Source organism: Bacillus sp. B15-48 (genome assembly GCF_016879755.1).
GTDB lineage: Bacteria > Bacillota > Bacilli > Bacillales > Cytobacillaceae > Mesobacillus_B.
Map to the genome: position 1 here is coordinate 68,394 of NZ_WOFU01000008.1, position 20,147 is coordinate 88,540.

A 20,147-nucleotide genomic window follows, 5' to 3' on the forward strand; every position below is an offset into this window, starting at 1 on the left:
TAATAGGAGAAAATCAAGAAAGTATGAAGAAATGCATAAGTATTTGATTTTCACAAAAGTTCTTTTTCCACGGCGTTTTTCTTTTTGGAGGCGTTTTTGACATTTCTCCTCTAAATTCACTTTTTTTTGCAAAAATTACAAAAGATTAATAGCTTATTAACGTATACTTCATGGGCTGTTAATAATCCACTATTAAAATACAAGTTGTACAAGGGATTACATACTATGAACAATAGTGGAGGGAATGGAAAAAATGGAAAACAAAGATAATGCTACTTTAAACATGAATCGTCGTAAATTTTTGGGCTATTTAGGAACTGGGACAGCTGCTTTAGCTGCTGCTTCAGCTGGGTTGGGGACCTTGGCACCAGTAGCAGAAGCTGCCAATACGGCAGATCACCTTTATGGATATGATGATGTTAAGTTAAGTCCACAGGCGAAGCCACATGCATTTTTTAAACCAATTATGCCTACGACGGAGGATGATTTAGTCCTTGCTGATGGTTTCTCGTATGATGTGTTAGCGGCATATGGTGATGTCATTAACCCAAAAGGGGATACATTCGGATTTAACTGTGATTTTACAATTTATTTCCCAATCAACGGCTCGAATGAAAGAGGCTTGCTATGGGTAAACCTGGAATATATTAATGATAATTACATGAAAGAACAATATATGCCTTCCTTTATGCAAGGGACCAATCTTGATACGAAAAGACGTTATCATCAAGGTGGTGCCGTCATTGAGGTATATAAAGACAAAAATGGAACTTGGAAGATGGATACTTCCTCTAAGTATGCAAGACGTTTAAATGGTTTTACTCCATTTGAAATTGTTGGACCAGCTCGAGGCAGTGCTGCGGTTGGCGGTGCAACAACAGCAATCGGTACGTGGGCGAACTGCTCAGGGGGAATGACATTGTGGAATACGCTATTGTCTTGTGAAGAGAATTTTGAGACACAGGCAAGAAGATCCAATTTGCCATCGGAGCATTATGGATGGGTTATTGAGGTAGACCCGTTTGATGAAAAAGACGAGAACTTCAAGCCACGCAAGCATACTGCGCTTGGACGCTTTAATCATGAAAATACATGCATGGGACTTACGAAAAGCGGCCGTATTGCTGTATACATGGGAGACGATAAACAAAACGCTTGTGTCTATAAATATGTTAGTAGTGGCAAATTCGATGCGGCAAAAGGGAAAGCGAATTCCAAATTGCTTGAAGATGGGACATTGTATGTAGCTAATTTTGCACAAGGCAGATGGGTGAAATTGGATGCAGCTGCAGTGGCTGCAAGGGTACATGCGTCAAATTTCTCAGTTCCAAATGTGTTAAAAATGAGAGACATGACGGTTGAGACCTTACGAGAAATGTTCCCTGTAAATGCTACCCAAGCCGATGTGATGGTAAACACACATGAAGCTGCGATCATCCTTGGTGGCACACCAACAGACCGCCCGGAAGATTTGGAAATTAGTCCTTTTGATAATTCGATTTTTATTGCTCATACGAATAACGCAGTACACGGGAATATCCATGGACATATTACACGCATTTTTGAAAAAGAAGATGACTTAGAATCTATGGAGTTTATGTTCGAAATCTTTGCTGCAGGCGGACGCCAAAGCGGGTTCTCTGCTCCGGATAATTTAACGTTCGATAGCAATGCGAACATTTGGGTTGTAACAGACATGTCAGAGAGTAATATTGGCAAAGGTGTCTACGCTTGGCACGGAAATAACGGCTTATTCGTCCTTCCAACTCATGGCCAGAATGAAGGGGAGGCATTTCAATTCGCTTCCGGACCTAAAGGATCTGAATTAACCGGACCTTGGTTTACTACCGATGAAAAGACCCTGTTCTTGTCTGTTCAGCATCCGATTGAAAATTGGCCACGACGAAAAGGTGATACGGATCCGCTTCCGTCCGTTGTAGCCATTAAAGGATTTAAAGGGAATAACCTCGGTAAAGGAAATCAAGGCAATAACTTTGGTAAGGAAACAAAGAGTAATAAATAGGAGGTACGAACAACCATGCTATCCAATATTGGGATTCCAGGATTAATCTTAATCCTCGTCATCGCCTTGATCATATTCGGGCCTTCTAAGCTTCCGGAGATCGGCCGTGCTTTTGGCCGCACATTGACTGAGTTCAAGAGCGCAACGCGAGAACTCGTTTCTAGCGACGACGAAAAAGAAGAAAAGAAGCCTAACTTAACGGCTGTAGAAAAAGAAGTAGATAACAAAATAGTTTAAACAATGCAATATATAAAGGTGTAGGCAGTATCAAATTAACGGTGCAAAAAATAGATTTCCCAATAAATAGAGTGCTAAATCTCAACGATTTCAGCACTCTATTTTTGTTATACTGTCAATATTTTGGAAGAATTAGCGTGCGAAATCGTAAAGTAAAGGCTTGTCCTTAATCGAGTAATTAGTGAAAGCATAATAAGGGGAGATTTTCCGGTTAAATGCAGAATGGAGCTCGTTTCGGGGGATATAAGGGGAGTTTTTCCGGTTATGCACATAAAAATCCTCCATTTTCACGATTATCGTGTTAATAGCGGTAATTTCTCCGTTTATTTAGGGAATTTTTAATGATATTTTCTAATTAAGCGGAAATTTTCCGTCTATTATTGATGAGTGTCCAGTGTCAAAGAAGGAAAGGCGGAATAACGATAAGAGCAGGAAAATTCCAACATGGTGCCTTGATTTTTTGTTTTTGCACCTCAAAAGAGAACCGTTAAGTATCACTTGTCTACATCTTTTTCTTGTGAAAATGAAAACTGTACGCTAGGGAATGGTTCCGAATAGCTTATTGCATTGTGTTGTACGAAAAAAAACCTCCCTGGTGGAAAATAAATTTCGGTTTTACATACCAAGGAGGGACAAGATTAGTTTGACTCTTTAATATTATAACCCATGTTTTTTAATTTCCTGTATAGGGTGCTACGGCTCATATTTAATTCCCTTGCAGCATTTGAGACATTCATCTGGGAACGTTTCAACACAGATAAAATCCATTCTAACTCAGCCTGTTTTACTGGGTTCATACTAGATGTGTTTTTAGGGAAAGGTAAATTATTTTTATATCTTGATTCCCCTCCTTTTATATACATTGAAAAAGGAGAGGACTATTTATTCATAAATTCACGAGACAACCACAAAACGAAATTGTGGTATGAAGTAATAATGGACCATAGCAACTAAAAACGAAGGCTCGTGCCCCCGAGTAAAGTAAAGCATCGGTGGACCAGGAATACCAAAAATTGGTTGTGGAACAATTGTTGTGAAACAAGATTATTCGGGGCGTCACTGTGAACAATTGTTGTGAAACAAGAATATTCGGGGCGTCACTGTGACGTATTTGAATGAATTTCCTTAACTCGTCCAACCTGTCCATCTGTTAGCCTGACTTTTATACCATGGGGATGAGTGGCTGAGTTTGTGAGTATATCTTTCACGGTGCCTTTTGTAAGTTTTCCCGTTCTCTGATCCTTTTTTAACACAATATCAACAAGCATTCCCGGAAATATGTTTTTGCGGTTTTGTCCGTTCATTAAACACCCATTTTTCTGCGACTATTGCTTGTTTTTTTGGGTTGTTGGCTTTTCATGATTTTTGGTGAATTGTCAGCATTCATTTTGCCTTTACCAGTCTGACCCTGGTTCTTTTTATTTGCAAGCTGCTGCTTCACTGCCTCTTGCAGGCTCATTTTCTTTTTTACTGGTTCTGATGGATGATTCTCGGTCAAAGGAAATCCCTCCTATTATATAAATGATTAGTTCAGTATAATCTATTTTACCGATTTGTGAAAGAAATACTCGAAGTCACTTGCGAATAGTGCTTAGCACTTTTTTGATCGACCTGCAAAGCCAAATGCGCGTGGAACAATTGTTGTGAAACAAGATTTTTCGGGGCGTCACTGTGACCACTTGACACATGTAAATGAAATAGTATATAATTATCTCGAATTCGAGATAGTATACAAAAGGAATGATAGGTATGGATACTCAACACAACAAACATTTGGATGAGGATTTATCTTTAAAGTTATTTGTCGTTTTGTCCCGTTCTTTGCAATCGATAAAAAAACGTGTAGAAGATGATATAAAGAGCTTTGGCCTAAATCCAACGGAATTTGCGGTTCTCGAGCTGCTTTATAACAAAGGAGATCAGCCAATTCAAAAAATTGGAGAAAAGGTATTGATTGCAAGTAGTAGTATTACGTATGTAGTAGACAAGTTAGAAAACAAGAAATTATTAGAGAGAAAACCTTGCCCAAAAGATCGCCGTATCACGTATGCTGCAATAACAAAAGAAGGAACAGAATTAATGAATGGGATTTTCCCAAAACATAAAGATGCGATTAACCAAATATGTAGCGGGTTAGATTTGAATGAAAAAAAACATATGATCGAGCAGCTGAAAAAGTTAGGTTATTACGCTAAAGGTGTAGAAGATTAATTTTTTTAAATAAATATTCCGAATTAATAATACCTTATTTTGAAGTAGTTTAGGTCATTTTTTCTTGTGCCAATGCTTGTTGAAGGTTATTCTAAAATCTTGATATTTATTGAGGGAGGAAAAATAATTATAAAATTTTTAATAAATGTCTTGAATTCAAAATGTATTAGATGCTAATATATGAAATGCAAATAGCTGAATTAAAATAAATTTATTTAACATAATGGAGGAGAAAAAAGGATGTCAAATAAAACTGAAGTTGGAGCATTATTATTACGTGTAGTGTTAGGGGTTGTGTTTTTTGCACATGGTACTGTGAAATTCCAAGGTGGGATTGAAAATATCGCAGGTTGGTTTGAAAGTATTGGATTACCGGGAGCCCTTGCCTATGTTGTCGCAACGATTGAATTAGTTGGAGGGATTGCTTTAATTCTTGGTCTTGGAACACGGATTGTTTCTGCATTATTAGGGGTTATCATGATTGGGGCAATTATCACAGTACAATTATCAGTAGGATTTATCGGTGGATATGCTTATGATCTTATGTTACTAATTGTCGCGGTTTACTTAGTAATGAATGGTAGTAAAATCCTTTCTCTTGGTCAATTTTTCTTTAAAGGTCAAGGAAACAATTCCATTACAAAATCAGCTTAATTAACTGTAACCGAAGTGGAATGGATGAAAAAGGGGAATCAATAAAAGTAAAAGAGCCAAGCAACAATTTAACTTGTTGTTTGGTTTTTTTTCATTAATAGCAAAAACGAGTTGTAAATTTTTTGTAATTTTCAAGCAAAAATACTTTATTCTCTTACATGATTGTGGTATTTTGAAACGTGCAGTTAAATATTTCTATATAAAGTACATAGAAACCGACTATTTGAGGGAGGGCTGCCTTTGATTCGTTTACCTATTGAGGAACCAGTAATCATTTTTGCGATTGCCATGGTTATTTTCTTTTTTGCTCCATTATTAATGAAAAAATTAAAAATCCCTGGGATTATTGGACCGATTTTAGCAGGAGTGATAATCGGGCCAAACGGGTTTCACCTAATAGAAAGAGACGAGACGATTGTCTTGCTAGGCACAATTGGCTTGTTGTTTATCATTTTTATCGCAGGATTAGAAATAGATATTGATGGGTTCAAAAGGTACCGGAATAGGAGTATTTTATTTGGGTCCATCTCCTTTACTTTACCGTTCCTATTAGGGACCGGAGTAGGTCTTTTATTTGATTATAGTTTGTTGGCATCGATCCTCTTAGGGTCCATTCTTGGTTCACACACACTACTAGCTTATCCGATTGCCAGCCGCTTAGGTATAGCTAAAAATAAAGCAGTAACAACGGCCGTTGGTGGTACATTGTTAACCGATACCTTTGCGTTATTATTTTTAGCAGTTGTAACTGGTGCGGCAGCGGGTCAATTGTCAATTGAATTTTGGATAAAGATGATTGTTTCTCTTTCTATTTTTGTTTTTATTATCCTTTGGGGAACACCCATTCTTTCTAGATGGTATTTTAGAAACTCGGAAAATGAAGGGGTAATGAATTTCACCTATGTGATGGTGATTCTGTTTGTCTCCGCCTTCTTAGCGATTATTGCTGGCATGCAACCAATTATTGGAGCATTTTTAGCAGGTTTGGCTTTAAATCGGTTTGTGCTCGATCATGGGACATTGATGAACCGAATTCGTTTTTTAGGCAATGCCTTATTTATCCCATTTTTTCTATTATCTGTAGGGATGCTAATGGACTTAAAAGTCTTATTTAATGATCCGAGGGCTTGGATTGTTACATTGGCCATTCTTGTTTCCGTTTTTATTGGGAAAGGCTTGGCTCCAATTATTATTAGTAAAGTTTATCGGTACTCTAAAGTCGAACAAGGCGTAATGACAGGATTAACCATTCCGCAGGCAGCTGCTACCCTTGCATCTACTTTAGTCGGTTTTGAAGTCGGCCTTTTGGATCAAGCAACCGTTAATGCTGTCATTATCATGATTCTTGGAACATGTATTGCTGGCCCGTATCTAGTTGAAAAACATGGAAGAAGGCTTGCATTAAAAGAGGAGTTGCAGCCAACGGAAACAAAAAAAGGTCCAGAACGTATCCTTATTCCGTTAGCTAATCCGCGAACGATGGAATCATTGATTGATTTAGCCTATATGATCAAACAGCCGAATACAGATGATCAACCATTGTACCCGTTAACAGTTGTCCAAAAAGATGTACAATCAGCTCAAACCGGAGTCGCCAATGCAGAAAAGATGTTAGGTCATGCTGTCATGTATGCTTCTGGTGCGGAGATTCCATTACGTGCGTTAACAAGGGTCGACCATAATGTTACGAACGGAATGATTAGAGCTGTTACCGAAGAAAGAATTAACACAGTTGTGATCGGCTGGAATGCCGAAAGAAGGCCAAATCAAATATTCGGCAGTGTAATTGATCGTTTTGTTGATCAAACGAATCAAGCTGTGTTAGTTTCAAAATTAGGTCATCCATTAACAACAACGAAACGGATTATTTTAATTATCCCATATGGCGCAGGCCATAAACCTGGATTTGGTGATGCGGTCGAGCGGATAAAGCTGCTGACTAACCGGTTGAGTGCTTCGTTATTAGTATTAGTGATTCATGATGCTGTCGAGCGCTATGAAAGTTTCATTAAAAAAATCAAACCGAATCCACCTATGGAAATTAGCCGATTAAATAACTGGCCAGCTCTTCAAGAAGAATACGTTCCGAAATTATTAGAAGATGATATTGTCGTCATCTTGAGTGCAAGAAAAGGAACAATCGCTTGGCATCCAGAACTTGAAGAATTGCCAAAAAGACTAGCAAAAATTAAACCAGAAAGTTTTATCATTTTTTACCCTGCTGAGGAAGAAGAAGTGGATTTAAGGGGCTCTAGAGGTATCGAAATTCCGAAAGAGGTTTTATTTAGGAAGGATTATGAGGACGATATTTAACGTTCATAGCAATAGCGTGGAAATGGAATGTCGTGGTAGGGTAACCGTAATGGTTACCCTATTTTCTTTTGGTTTGGTAGCGGTTTTTCGGTCTGCCAACTTTTTGATATTCCATAAAGACTTCTGCTTTGCCACATTGGACAAGATATTCTAAATAGCGCCTTGCGGTCACACGAGCTATTCCTAATGATTCAGCGACTTCATCTGCATAATAAGACGTTTTTTTCGCATTTAAAAAATCGAAAATCCTCTCCAACGTCACTGAATTCAACCCTTTAGGAAGCGTCGTATCTTTTCTTCGTTCAAGTTGAAACAGCATCGTATCTAGTTCAGCCTGAGTCACTTCCTTTTTCTTTTTAAACTGACGGTGACGGACAAGATAATTTTCAAATGCCTGTTGAATTCGTTCAAATGTAAAGGGCTTAACGATGTAGTCAACGGCGCCATATTGCAAGGCATATTTTACTGTTTCTAGGTCACTGGCGGCAGTAATCATAATAATATCTGTTTGATATCCTTCTGAACGGAGTTGTTTTAACATTTTTAGGCCATCTTGTTGAGGCATATAAACATCCATGATCGCTAAATCAGGATTAAGCTTCCTAATTAGTTGAATTCCTTCCGTTCCATTCGAGGCAGTACCAATGATATTGAACCCATCTAGTTGATTAATGTAACTGCGGTTAATCGCTAGAACCATTGGATCGTCTTCTATAAGGAGAACAGTTATCGGATTCTTTGCCATCCATCTCACCTCTTTACTCTGATAACGCGTTATATTGACAGGAAAAAAAACTGACCACGATCAAGCTAACGTTCGAACGTAATTGTAAAGGTCGTTCCTTCGCCTAAACTGCTTTCCACATCCATCACACCATTGCCATTATTGATGATCTGCTTAACTAAGTAGAGACCAATTCCGTGATTTTGCCCATGTTTTGTCGAAAATCCTTCAGTGAAAATGTTACAAAGATATTCAGGAGAAATACCGCAGCCATTATCTTCAACTAAAATCGTTAAGGTGTCTTCCGTTTGTTCAATGCTAACGAATATCTCTTTCTCGTCATGATCGATAGTCTGAAAAGCATCAAAGGCATTTTCAATTAAATTTCCTAAAATAACGACAAAATCATGATGATCGAGTCCTTTAGGAAAAGAAGTGAGCATGCTGCGCCGATTGATTGTCACCATGATTCCTAGCTCTTTGCCGCGACTTACTTTGCTTAATAATAATCCTGAAATGCTGTCATTTTTAATGTTTTTACTTAAAAAACGCGTTAATTCTGTTTGTTCATCTGTTTCTTCAAGAACATAGTTTAACGCGGTTTCTTTATTTCCTAATTGAATTAGACCAGCAATGGCATGCAGTTTGTTTATATACTCATGATTTTGAACTCGCAAAGCACTGACGAATGCCTTTACCCCAGTTAATTCTTCTGCAAGATTCTTCATTTCTGTTAAGTCTTGGAAAATCGCAACAGCACCAACAACTTCATTGTTTACTTTAATTGGAAGGTGGCTGCTCAGGAAAATAAGGTTTTGTACAGGAATTTCTTTGTTAAAAAAAGGGGTTTTTGATTGCATCACATTAGGGAGCATTGATTCTGGATAGACTTCACGAATGTTTTTGCCAATAACCTCACCGTTAAGTGCAAATAATTCTTTTGCTTTATGGTTAAAAATCGTGATTCTTTCGTTTGCGTCAATCGCAACATATCCTTCTTGCATCGCATTAAATGTTTCATTTCGCTCAACGAGCATTTTCGCAATTTCATCTGGTTCTAAATGAAACAATTGTTTTTTAATATGTTGAGCGAGCAACAGTGCCCCCCAACCGCCGAAAAGTAAAGACAGTACCGTTGTTAATAAGATTTCAGATTTTAAGCTTGCAAGTACTTCATAAAAAGTAGGTAGGAGGAACCCAGCGATAACAACCCCAACTTGCTGACGCTCGTTGTTAACTATGGGCGCAAAGGCACGAATAGCTGTACCTGCTTCCCCGCGGGCTTTTGTCGTATATGTATGCTCGGCAAAGGCTTGATTTTCATCGCTTCCTTTCGAAATTTTGCCAATCATCGATGGAACGGGATGAGAATAGCGAACTCGGTCCATATCAAGGACAATGATGTAATCAGCATTATGGGTAACGCGAATTGGTTCAACAATATGATTGATTGTCAGTGGATTTGAATCTTTATCCGAGAGTGAATTCGAAATTTCTGAAAGGCCAGCGACCGTTCGTGCAGCGACAAGTGATTGCTGCTTTAACTCTTGTTCTTTTGCATGGATGAAATGGGTAATCACTACGAACCCAGACACAAAAAGTGAGAAACTAACAATGAAGAGTATTAAAATTGTCAGTTTCGTTTGGATTTTCATGCGGAACATTGAAATTTCTCCTCTTTAACACGGGAATGAAACCGTTTGCGGAATACTATTTTACTATTCTAATAGTATCATGTACGATAATAAAATAGTAAATAATAAAAGAAATGTGTGATGACTATGAGGCCTGTCGTTTGGAATACGATCTTCTTTCTATTAATTTTCACAGTCATCTTCGTACTAACAAGAGGTTTATTTACGACAGAAAAGTTGTACGAGGATGATGATCAAGAAGGTTTAAACGAGCAAATTGTCATTCGTTTCAGCCATGTTGTAGCGGAAAATACGCCTAAAGGGTTGGCTGCTCAAAGGTTTGCGGAAATTGCACATGAAAAAACAAATGGTCGTGTTCGCGTAGAAGTTTTTCCTAATGGATCACTGTTTTCTGATCGTGAAGAATTTTCAGCTTTGCTGCAAAACGATATTCAGATGATTGCCCCCAGCTTTTCGATGATTGCAGAATTTGCTCCTGAGTGGGCAGTGTTTGATCTTCCTTTTTTATTTCATGATTTAGCCGCGGTAGAACGGGCATTTGTAGGGGAAATCGGAGAACATTTATTACAGAGATTAGATCGAAAAGGCGTACAAGGATTGGCGTTCTGGAACAATGGTTTTAAGCAAATGACGAGCTTTCAGAATCCCCTTATCTACCCTGAGGATTTTAAGGGTCAGGGTTTTCGAGTAATGCCTAGCTGGGTGATTTATGAGCAGTTTAAATTATTAAATGCGAAGCCAGTTGAGATTCCATTTAATGAGGTATATAATTCGCTTGAATCATTTGACGTTGACGGGCAAGAAAATACAATTTCTAATATTTACTCAAGACGCTTATATGAGCTGCAGCGGTATATGACAATTAGCAATCACGGGTTGCTTGGGTATGCAGTGATTATAAATCGGGATTTTTGGAACAGCCTTCCGGAAGATAATCAACTTCAATTGACCGAGGCGATGATTGAAACGACTGGATGGAATGCTCAAAACTCAAAACGAATGAATAGCGAGCTTCTTAAGCAATTAGAAAAAAATGTAGATATAGAAATCCATTATTTAACGGAGGAAGAGAAGAAAAGCTGGATAGAAGCACTACAGCCGGTTTATCAGGTCTTTAAGGAAAAGTCGGACAATGATTTAATTGAGTTAGTTGAAAAATTGCATGTAAATGATTAAGAAGATGGGAGATTACTCATCTTTTTTTGTTTTGCGTAACTCCTAAGGGACTGTAATTGCGCTTGTTTAAGATGGATTTTCTGAGTAAGGAACTAGCCATTTTGTTATGACCAAAATGAACAAAAATGAACATTATCACCAAAAACTTTATCTTTAAAAATATTCAATTAATATTAAATAAACAGAAAAATGTAAGTGCTTTCAAAAAAGATTATGCAATAGGGGATGCATAATGGGCGCCTAGTAGTAAAATTGCGAACGAGTAGCATGTTGTAAAACAAAGGGGGAATGAATATGAGTTTTTTTTCTATTATTCGGAGTCAATTATTGAGGTCTAATGCCAATACAAAGGACATGATGACATTTACTGCGCCATTGCGTAAGGAGACTGCTGTCCGTAAAGAAAAGCCAGCATTCGAAGTGTTTTCTAAAAAACAATCAGATCATCAGCCTGATTACCAGCCAATGTTTCGGAAGAGTCAGCTAGTTGGACTGCTTTTAGGACCTATTTTGTTTGGATTAACTTTAATCTTCTTTAGACCTGAGGGCTTGTCGTTTGAGGGAATCGCTGTTTTAGCGACAACTTTATGGGTGGCAACATGGTGGATTAGCGAGGCGGTTCCTATTCCAATTGCATCAATATTGCCAATTTTATTGTTTCCACTAACTGGGGCATTAAGTTCAGCGACGGTTACAAGTGCATATGGAGATCCGATTATTTTTTTATTTCTCGGGGGTTTCTTAATTGCCTTGGCAATGGAAAAGTGGAATTTGCATAGGCGGATTGCCGTCACGATCATATCATTAGTTGGGACAAGTACAAATCGGTTAATTTTAGGATTTATGATTGCAACAGGCTTTTTGTCCATGTGGATTTCCAATACAGCGGCAGCGATGATGATGGTGCCAATCGGGAGTGCGATTATTAAACAGGCAGCTGACGGAAGTGATAGGAAAATTGAAAAAATCGGACATGAGGAAAATTTCAGCAAAGCATTAATGTTAGGAATTGCTTTTTCGGCATCAATTGGAGGGGTAGCCACTTTAATTGGCACGCCACCGAATATGATTTTAGCTGGCGTTGTTAATCAATTATATGGGATTCAAATCTCATTTAGCAGCTGGATGATTTTTGCACTTCCGCTCGCAATTATTTTGTTAGCAGTTTCATGGTTATTCCTTGTTAAAATTGCTTTTCCAATAAAAATGAAAGAGCTTCCTGGGGGAAAAGAATTAATCAGTCAACAAAAACAAGAATTAGGGAAGATTACTTATGAAGAAAAGATGGTTCTTGGTGTTTTTTCCTTTGCAGCATTTATGTGGATCACTAGTTCGTTCATCTGGCAGAAATACATTCCCGGGTTAAATGATACAATCATTGCTTTGGCTGCAGCTGGGATATTATTTGTTATTCCTTCACTTAGTAAGCGAGGGTCCTTCCTGCTTGATTGGAATACAGCGAAGAAACTGCCATGGGATATTTTACTTCTTTTCGGTGGTGGTTTAGCGATTGCAGCAGGATTCAGAGATACAGGGCTTGCTGCTTGGATGGGAGAACAATTAACGATTTTAAATGGAATTAATTTTATTGTTTTAATTTTAATCGTCACTCTTTTCGTTAAGTTTTTAACAGAATTTACATCAAATACAGCGACTGCAACGATGATTATTCCAATCATGGCTGCGCTTGCTACCGCTGTTGGGATTCACCCTTATGCCTTAATGTTTGCAGCAACAATCGCATCTGCATGTGCATTTATGTTACCGGTCGCTACTCCGCCTAATGCGGTTGTTTTCGCGTCAGGTTATGTAAAGATTACCGATATGGCAAAATCAGGTTTTTGGCTAAACGTAATTACTACCGTACTCGTTGTCGTCTCAATTTATTACTTTTTACCAATCGTTTGGGGACTTGATTTAATGTCAACATTGTAGCCTTTTTAAAATTATTATTTGAGATAAAAGATGGACGATGAATTTTAGGGATCTCACATTTTAGTGGGGTCTCTTTTTGGTATACTAAAAGGTGTGAGATTGATAAATAATGTCATTTTCTTAAAAAGAATAAGATGAGAAAAATGAAGCGGAGGGGTAATATGGGAATTGTTAAAGCTGCGATAAGTGCTGTAAAAGGTGGTCTTGCGGATCAATGGTTGGAGGTAATCGAGCCTCAATCAATGAGTGATACGACTGTGATGTCAATTGGTGTGAAGGTAAGAGCAAAAGATCGAAGAAATCAAAACTTCAAAGGAACGGATACGACGATTTCAAATGGTTCGATCATTCATGTTCACCCTAATCAATTTATGTTGTTGATTGATGGAGGGAAGGTCATTGATTATTCAGCAGAACCTGGCTATTACAAGGTAGAAAATTCTTCAATGCCTTCGCTGTTTAATGGAGAATTTGAAGAAGCGCTGCAGGAAACATTTAATCGGGTGAAATTTGGCGGCGTTCCGTCTTCAGCGCAAAGGGTGTATTTTATCAATCTTCAAGAGATAAAAGGGATTAAGTTTGGAACACGCAATCCAATCAATTATTTTGACAACTTTTATAATGCAGAGTTATTTTTGCGCACGCATGGAAATTATTCAATTAAAATTGTTGATCCCCTTAAGTTTTTTGTTGAAGCCATACCGCGGAACAAATCGTCTGTCGACATAAAAGAGATAAATGAACAATATTTAGCTGAATTTATGAATGCATTACAAACGGCGATTAATCAGATGTCAAGTGATGGGATTCGCATTTCATTTGTCCCATCGAGAGGGATGGAATTAGCGAAATATATGTCTAATGTTTTAGACGAACACTGGACAGACAAGCGAGGCATGCGGGTAGAGTCTGTCGGAATCAATAGTATTACGTATGATGAACAGTCGCAAAAGCTCATTAATATGCGCAACAAAGGAGCGATGCTACAAGATCCAACCGTAAGGGAAGGGTATGTGCAAGGTTCGGTTGCCAGGGGGTTGGAAGCAGCAGGTTCCAACGATGCTGGGGCGATGCAAGGGTTTTTAGGAATGGGCATGGGGATGCAAGGTTCAGGTGGCTTTATGGGAGCAGCTTCAGAGGCAAATAAATTTCAAATGCAACAACAGGCCCAACACTCATCTGAACAACAACAGACGGAAACGCCAAAGGCCGACCAGTGGGAATGTAAATGTGGTCAAATGAATAAGGGACGTTTTTGTTCAGAATGTGGTTCACCTAAGCCAGAACCACAGCAAGAGACGTGGACATGTGAATGTGGTCAAGAAAATAAAGGGAGATTTTGTACGAACTGTGGAAATAAACAACCAGGTGAACAAAAGCTATTAACTTGCAAGCAGTGCGGATTTACAGCACCGCCAAATTCAAAGATGAAGTTTTGTCCTGAGTGCGGAAACAAGTTTTAGGCGATTGGACTATTTCATTAGGGAGTAAGAGGTGAACTAGCTTGGGGGTTATCGTTTATAAGTGTATCAATTGTGGCGGACCATTAGCATTTAAGGCAGAATCGCAAAACTGGACATGTGACTATTGTTTAAGCGAATTCAGTGAGCAAGAGGTAAAAGATTTTATTAGCAATGAGCAAATAAAAGCCGAAGCGACGACAAGTGAAGAGGTGTTGCACCAGCAGGAAGTACAAGATAAAGAATTTGCAGACCATGCAAAGGGATATACATGTAAAAGCTGTGGAGCAGAGATTGTTACAGATGATACAACAGCGGCAACTTTTTGTTATTACTGCCACAACCCGACGATCATCCCAAGGAGATTGGAAGGAGAGTACCGGCCAGAAAAAGTCATTCCTTTTAAGTTGAATCGAGAAAAAGCGACGGAGGCATTTATTAATTGGTGCAAGAAGAAACCGTTGCTACCGAAATCCTTCACCTCAGCATCTCAGCTTGAAAAGCTTTCGGGAATTTATGTTCCGTTTTGGTTATTTGATTCCGATACGCAGGGACAAGTGGATGGTGAAGCAACAAGAGTGCGATCCTATACGAGAGGAGACATTCGCTACACAGAAACAAAATATTATCATGTTGGTAGGGAAGGGAAAGCGATATTTAGAGACCTCCCTGCGGATGGGTCAAAGAAAATGGATGACGAGTTAATGAGCATTCTAGAGCCATATAATTATCATGACTTAAAAGATTTTTCGATGTCTTATTTATCAGGCTATTTGGCTGAAAAATATGATATGGATCAAAACGATGTGTATGGGAGAGTATCCAATATCATCCGCAATAATATGAATACGCTCCTGCGGCAAACAATCCAAGGATATAGTACCGTATCGATAAAAAATTCAAATGTGCAAATGAAGAAAGTAGAAGCGACCTATGTGTTATTGCCCGTTTGGATGTTTAGTTATCAGTTTAAAGGGAAAACGTATATATTTGCAATGAATGGACAGACAGGGAAAATCGCCGGACGTCTGCCAATCAGTATCGGTCGAGCCAGTTCATGGTTCGGAATGGCCTCTGCCGGGATGTTCGCCATTTTGGCGGTTGGGGGGCTATTTTTATGGTAAGGAACAAACTGTATACTATTCTCCCGATGCTTCTTCTTTTTACATTATTATTAGCAACGAATACAGTAGCGGCAATGGAGAAAGTGTATGATTATGCTCATTTATTTTCTGCCTCAGAAAAAGAGGAATTGGAAGCAAAGGCGTCATCCCTCAGCAGCCAATTAGAGATCGATTTTATTGTTGTCACGATTGATGATAACGAAGGAAAATCATCGAGGCAATATGCAGAGGATTTCTACAATGCGCATCACTTCGGCTATGAACAGACCTCTGATGGGGTTTTATATCTCCTTAATATGGATGAACGAGAAGTCTATATTTATACTAGAGATCGGGCGTACGATTATCTACCTGATTTTCGAATTGAGGAGATTTTAGACAGTGTCTACCCTTATCTAGGGGAAGAGAAGTTTAGCGAAAGTGTCCATGTTTTCATGGATGAAGTTGAGAGAATGATGGATTCTCCAGAAAGCGATTTTGATTCAGTTGCTGTGCCTCAAGATTATAGGGGAGCAGGAACTTCTAGTGAACGAAGCTTGTTAGAAGAACTGGGGATATATTTACTGATTTCGATTGCTGTTGGAGCAATTACGGTTGGGATTATGTCGATAAATAATAAAGGACGTTCGACGGTTAATGAGCGAACCTATTTAGAAAATAACTCCTTTGTTGTTACGAAAAGAGTCGACCGCCATTATAACACAAGAGTAACAAAACAAAGAATTCAAAAGAACAATAACAGTGGTGGCGGTTCATTTTCAGGCGGTTTTGGTGGCGGTGGCGGAGGTAGAAGCGGTGGAGGTGGGAGAAAGTTCTAATCCCACCTCTTTTTTTTATAGTAAAAGTTATTTGTGAAAACTTAAAACGCAGTACTAACAATATGTTACACTGAGCACTTAGGTTTTGTATGTTTTTTCCATAAAAGGTCATTTATGAACATTTTGCCGAAGGGATCCGAGGTTTTTTTGAACGATAATGCTGGTAACACGTTTTTTAATCCAAGTACTAGTATTAAAAACACTAAATTTCGTTCATATATTGCTAGTACTCGTATTAAAACGCTGTAAAATGAGGGGTTAATCCGAGTACTAGCAATAAAATGAGGTCAGAAGGCTGATATAATCCCTGTACTAGCAATAAAAAACAGCCAAAAATCGGTTTTATCCAAGTACTCGGAATAAACTACCCTAATAATCACGGTTAATCCGAGTACTAGCAATAAACCTTAGCCTAATAATCACGATTAATTTCCGAGTACTAGCAATAAACCCACCCTAATAATCACGATTAATTTCCAAGTACTAGCAATAAAAACTCAGCCTATTATGAACAATCCACCTTTTTAACAAACCGAGTTCGTCCGGTTATTCTTCATATGTACATCTAACCATCAAGTTAACTGATGGTTAATTTAAGTGTTTCTCTATTCCGTAAAATAAGATATCTAACGATTCAATAATATATGTTTCAATCTCTGTTATCGATTGACTGCTATGAAAATGCTTATCTAATACGTGAAAATAAATGCTTACAATTAAGTCAGAGATTAACGATAAGTTTAAATTGCTTGTTGACAGGGTTCCAGCTCTTAATATGTTTTCATATATTCTCGCGAGATTATGCCTATTTTTCGTCTCTAATTGATAGACAATATCGCCGCCTTCAGCAATCCCTTTGAGGGTAATTCGAGCATATACTTCCGAGTCTTTCACACCCCTAATATCTTCTAATAAAACAGCAACAATTTTATCCCGGGTGCTCATACTTTCTGGCAGTTTTTCAGCAAACACATTCAATTTTTTTAATGAATCTTTGCCAAACTTCGCGAGAATATCTTCCTTTGAGGAAAAATAGTTAAAGATTGTCCCTTTAGATACCTCTGCTTTTTTGCTGATTTCTTCTAATGTTGTATTCGTGAATCCTTTCTCCTGGAATAATGACATTCCAGCCTGATAAATTTTTTGTTCCATTTCGTACTTTTTGTACGCGGCTCTCCCGATTTTCATTTTATTATCATCACGCTCCAAGTGAATAATTTCTTAGATGAACAGCTGAACTGTGACCCTAACTTAGATGATATTTTTTGTGTTTTCCTGTGTGGCAGTTCTGTTTTCGAGCCAATTTTTTATATCGGTAAGAATACAAAATATAAGAAAAAAGTTCATCGCCCACACATTCATAAATGGGCCGATCCCACCAAAATCGATTGTATGATAACCTCTTATGGTTAAGATGATATATGCCTCAATAAAGACGAGAATAAATCCACCGATTGAAGAAAACATTAGTCTAGTCATTATTATAACACTCCATTTTTAATTATTTTGATCTTCATTTTCAAAAAAATAATTTTTACTTCTTCCAAAGATAAACACAGTTTTTATCACTTTATTAAACTTAGTATAAATTGTGTATACAATTTATACTTTATCTTTAACTTATATGATGGTCAATAGGTAGAGCGGTAGAAGTTATGCGAAAATAGCGGAACATTCATGTTTCAAATAAAGGATGAAGATTGTAAAAAAACTGTCACAATTTACCGTTGCCCATTATACCCTAGGTGGTATAATTAAACTTGAACATAGGGAATAAAAGCAAACTCTTAATAGGGAGGAATTATACATGACCGAAAAAATTATTATCGTAGGTGGAGTAGCTGGTGGTGCGACTGCTGCAGCAAGGCTAAGAAGGATTAGTGAAGATGTGGAGATTATGATGGTAGAACGTGGTGAGCATATTTCGTTCGCGAACTGTGGATTGCCTTATTATATTGGTGAAACGATTAAAGATCGGAATAAATTACTCGTTCAAACGGTTGAAGGGATGTCTGAGCGCTTTAAACTCGATATTCGGAACTTAAGTGAAGTGGTAAGCATTCATCCTAATGAAAAGAAGGTCGTGATAAAAAATCTCCGAACAGATGAAGAGTATGAGGAAACATATGATAAATTACTGCTGTCACCTGGTGCCAAACCAATTGTCCCTCCAATACCCGGGATAGAAGAAAATAAAACGTTATTTACTTTGAGGAATATTCCTGATACCGATCGGATTAAAGATTATGTTGATGAACAGCATCCGAGCAAAGCGGTCGTCATTGGTGGCGGGTTTATCGGAATAGAGATGGCAGAGAATCTTGTTGATCGTGGGATTGAGGTAACAATTGTTGAAATGGCCAATCAAATTATGGCACCGATTGACTTTGAAATGGCAGCCATTTTGCATAATCATTTAAAAGAAAAAGGTGTAAAGCTCGTCTTAGAAAATGGGGTTCAAGCATTTGCTGATGATGGGAAAAAGGTTCTTTTAACGGATGGGACCGAACTTGAAACAGATTTGACGATTCTATCGATTGGTGTGAAGCCTGAAAATGAGTTAGCTAAAAATGCTGGACTTGAGTTAGGCGAGCGTGGTGGAATTATTGTCAATGAATTTTTACAAACATCTAATGAGGATATTTATGCTGTTGGTGATGCAGTTGAAGTCGTTGATTTTATTAATGGAAAGAAAGCGATGATTCCACTAGCTGGGCCTGCCAATCGTCAAGGGCGAATTGCAGCAAATAATCTATTAGGGAAACAGGAAAAGTATCAAGGCACGTTAGGAACATCAATTGCAAAAGTCTTTGATTTGACCGTTGCTGCGACAGGAAATAATGAGAAAACGTTGAAACGCTTAGGAGTTCCGTATGAGGTTGTTCATGTTCATCCAAACTCCCATGCAGGCTATTATCCGGGTGCTGCGCCAATTGCCTTAAAATTAATTTTCGAGGAAGAGACAGGGAAAATATTTGGAGCGCAAGCAGTCGGAGCGGATGGAGTCGATAAGAGAATCGATGTGATTGCTACAGCCATTAAAGGCGGATTAACAGTTGAGGATTTAACGAATCTTGAATTATCGTATGCTCCTCCATATTCATCTGCGAAAGACCCAGTGAATATGGCAGGGTATGTGGCAACTAATCTTTTAGACGGCGATTTAGAACATGTTCAATGGCATGAAATTGATGAGATTGTTGCCAATGGAGGTATTTTAATTGATGTCCGTGAAACTGTTGAACGCGAATTTGGATTTATTGAAGGTTCAAAGAATATCCCACTAAATGATTTGAGAAATCGCTTGGGTGAATTAGATAAAAATCAAATGATCTATGTGAGTTGCCAAGTTGGGCTACGCGGATATTTGGCAGCGCGAATTTTAAAAAATAATGGCTTCCAAGTAAAAAATGTCGACGGTGGCTGGAAAACGTATTCTTCCGTTTTTGGAAGTAATATTAGCAAACAAGTGAATGCGCGTACGAATGATCGAGGTGAAGTAGAGATCAACGAAGGCGAAAATAGCGGTGCAGAAATTCAGGCGGATACAATGGTGGATGTAGCTGGTTTGACATGTCCGATGCCGATTATCAAGCTGAAAAATGCGATAGATTCAATTGAAAGTGGGCAAATTATTGAACTTCATGCTACAGATAAGGGCGTTCTTAATGATCTCCCAGCATGGGCAAAAACTGCCGGACACATAATCTTAAAAACAGAACAAAAGAATTCGCTCATTAAATTTTGGGTGAAAAGGAAATAAATAACGAAAAAAAACAGCCTTGTTGAGATTAACTCACATAAGGCTGTTTTTTAT

Annotated in this window: 18 protein-coding genes; 11 read left to right on the forward strand and 7 right to left on the reverse strand. The window is 38.2% G+C overall.

From position 1 onward, the window contains the following. Positions 1–253: 253 nt before the first annotated feature. Positions 254–2,023 (forward strand): PhoX family protein, encoded by a 1,770-nt coding sequence (locus GNT69_RS20545; RefSeq protein WP_239094372.1) that lies wholly within the window; start codon positions 254–256, stop codon positions 2,021–2,023. Between the two features lie 15 nt (positions 2,024–2,038). Then, on the forward strand, positions 2,039–2,260 hold the full coding sequence (locus tag GNT69_RS20550; RefSeq protein ID WP_203556874.1) for a twin-arginine translocase TatA/TatE family subunit: 222 nt from the start codon (positions 2,039–2,041) through the stop codon (positions 2,258–2,260). Between the two features lie 638 nt (positions 2,261–2,898). Here the strand turns inward: GNT69_RS20550 and GNT69_RS26315 are convergent. From GNT69_RS26315 to GNT69_RS20565, 3 genes are all read right to left on the reverse strand, one after another. Beyond that, on the reverse strand, positions 2,899–3,123 hold the full coding sequence (locus GNT69_RS26315) for a helix-turn-helix domain-containing protein (protein WP_203556875.1): 225 nt from the start codon (positions 3,121–3,123) through the stop codon (positions 2,899–2,901). A 234-nt stretch (positions 3,124–3,357) separates the two neighbouring features. Then, positions 3,358–3,564 carry a YwbE family protein gene (locus GNT69_RS20560; protein ID WP_203556876.1) on the reverse strand — a complete coding sequence of 69 codons (207 nt, stop codon included), beginning with the start codon at positions 3,562–3,564 and terminating at the stop codon, positions 3,358–3,360. After that, positions 3,564–3,758, reverse strand: coding sequence for a hypothetical protein (locus GNT69_RS20565; protein ID WP_203556877.1), 195 nt, complete (start codon positions 3,756–3,758; stop codon positions 3,564–3,566). Before GNT69_RS20565 ends, GNT69_RS20560 begins: the two co-directional genes overlap by 1 nt. A gap of 251 nt (positions 3,759–4,009) precedes the next feature. Between GNT69_RS20565 and GNT69_RS20570 the strand changes: the two genes are divergently transcribed. From GNT69_RS20570 to GNT69_RS20580, 3 genes are all read left to right on the forward strand, one after another. Then, complete coding sequence (locus GNT69_RS20570; RefSeq protein WP_203556878.1) at positions 4,010–4,471, forward strand: MarR family winged helix-turn-helix transcriptional regulator; 462 nt, start codon at positions 4,010–4,012, stop codon at positions 4,469–4,471. A gap of 240 nt (positions 4,472–4,711) precedes the next feature. Continuing rightward, entirely contained in the window at positions 4,712–5,125 is a 414-nt protein-coding gene (locus tag GNT69_RS20575) for a DoxX family protein (protein WP_203556879.1), read from the forward strand. Between the two features lie 240 nt (positions 5,126–5,365). Beyond that, positions 5,366–7,438 (forward strand): cation:proton antiporter, encoded by a 2,073-nt coding sequence (locus tag GNT69_RS20580; RefSeq protein ID WP_203556880.1) that lies wholly within the window; start codon positions 5,366–5,368, stop codon positions 7,436–7,438. A 58-nt stretch (positions 7,439–7,496) separates the two neighbouring features. Here GNT69_RS20580 and GNT69_RS20585 read toward each other — a convergent pair whose 3' ends face one another. Both GNT69_RS20585 and GNT69_RS20590 read right to left on the reverse strand, forming a co-directional pair. Continuing rightward, positions 7,497–8,183 (reverse strand): response regulator, encoded by a 687-nt coding sequence (locus tag GNT69_RS20585; RefSeq protein WP_203556881.1) that lies wholly within the window; start codon positions 8,181–8,183, stop codon positions 7,497–7,499. A 65-nt stretch (positions 8,184–8,248) separates the two neighbouring features. Continuing rightward, positions 8,249–9,826: an ATP-binding protein gene (locus tag GNT69_RS20590; RefSeq protein ID WP_203556882.1), complete on the reverse strand. Its 1,578-nt coding sequence runs from the start codon at positions 9,824–9,826 to the stop codon at positions 8,249–8,251. A gap of 117 nt (positions 9,827–9,943) precedes the next feature. Between GNT69_RS20590 and GNT69_RS20595 the strand changes: the two genes are divergently transcribed. The 5 genes from GNT69_RS20595 (at position 9,944) to GNT69_RS20615 (ending at position 16,330) form a co-directional block, all read left to right on the forward strand. Then, on the forward strand, positions 9,944–10,993 hold the full coding sequence (locus tag GNT69_RS20595; protein ID WP_203556924.1) for a DctP family TRAP transporter solute-binding subunit: 1,050 nt from the start codon (positions 9,944–9,946) through the stop codon (positions 10,991–10,993). A 288-nt stretch (positions 10,994–11,281) separates the two neighbouring features. Further along, complete coding sequence (locus GNT69_RS20600; protein WP_481747695.1) at positions 11,282–12,928, forward strand: SLC13 family permease; 1,647 nt, start codon at positions 11,282–11,284, stop codon at positions 12,926–12,928. 161 nt (positions 12,929–13,089) lie between these two features. Then, positions 13,090–14,391, forward strand: a complete 1,302-nt coding sequence (locus GNT69_RS20605; RefSeq protein WP_203556883.1) for an SPFH domain-containing protein — start codon at positions 13,090–13,092, stop codon at positions 14,389–14,391. Between the two features lie 41 nt (positions 14,392–14,432). Beyond that, on the forward strand, positions 14,433–15,512 hold the full coding sequence (locus tag GNT69_RS20610) for a TFIIB-type zinc ribbon-containing protein (RefSeq protein ID WP_203556884.1): 1,080 nt from the start codon (positions 14,433–14,435) through the stop codon (positions 15,510–15,512). Next, positions 15,506–16,330 (forward strand): TPM domain-containing protein, encoded by an 825-nt coding sequence (locus GNT69_RS20615; protein WP_203556885.1) that lies wholly within the window; start codon positions 15,506–15,508, stop codon positions 16,328–16,330. The genes GNT69_RS20610 and GNT69_RS20615 overlap by 7 nt, the downstream gene beginning before the upstream one ends. Before the next feature lie 588 nt (positions 16,331–16,918). Here the strand turns inward: GNT69_RS20615 and GNT69_RS20620 are convergent. Further along, on the reverse strand, positions 16,919–17,518 hold the full coding sequence (locus GNT69_RS20620; RefSeq protein ID WP_203556886.1) for a TetR/AcrR family transcriptional regulator: 600 nt from the start codon (positions 17,516–17,518) through the stop codon (positions 16,919–16,921). A 63-nt stretch (positions 17,519–17,581) separates the two neighbouring features. After that, on the reverse strand, positions 17,582–17,809 hold the full coding sequence (locus GNT69_RS20625) for a hypothetical protein (protein ID WP_203556887.1): 228 nt from the start codon (positions 17,807–17,809) through the stop codon (positions 17,582–17,584). A 328-nt stretch (positions 17,810–18,137) separates the two neighbouring features. Between GNT69_RS20625 and GNT69_RS20630 the strand changes: the two genes are divergently transcribed. Beyond that, positions 18,138–20,093, forward strand: a complete 1,956-nt coding sequence (locus GNT69_RS20630) for a CoA-disulfide reductase (RefSeq protein WP_203556888.1) — start codon at positions 18,138–18,140, stop codon at positions 20,091–20,093. The last annotated feature ends 54 nt before the right edge of the window (positions 20,094–20,147 follow it).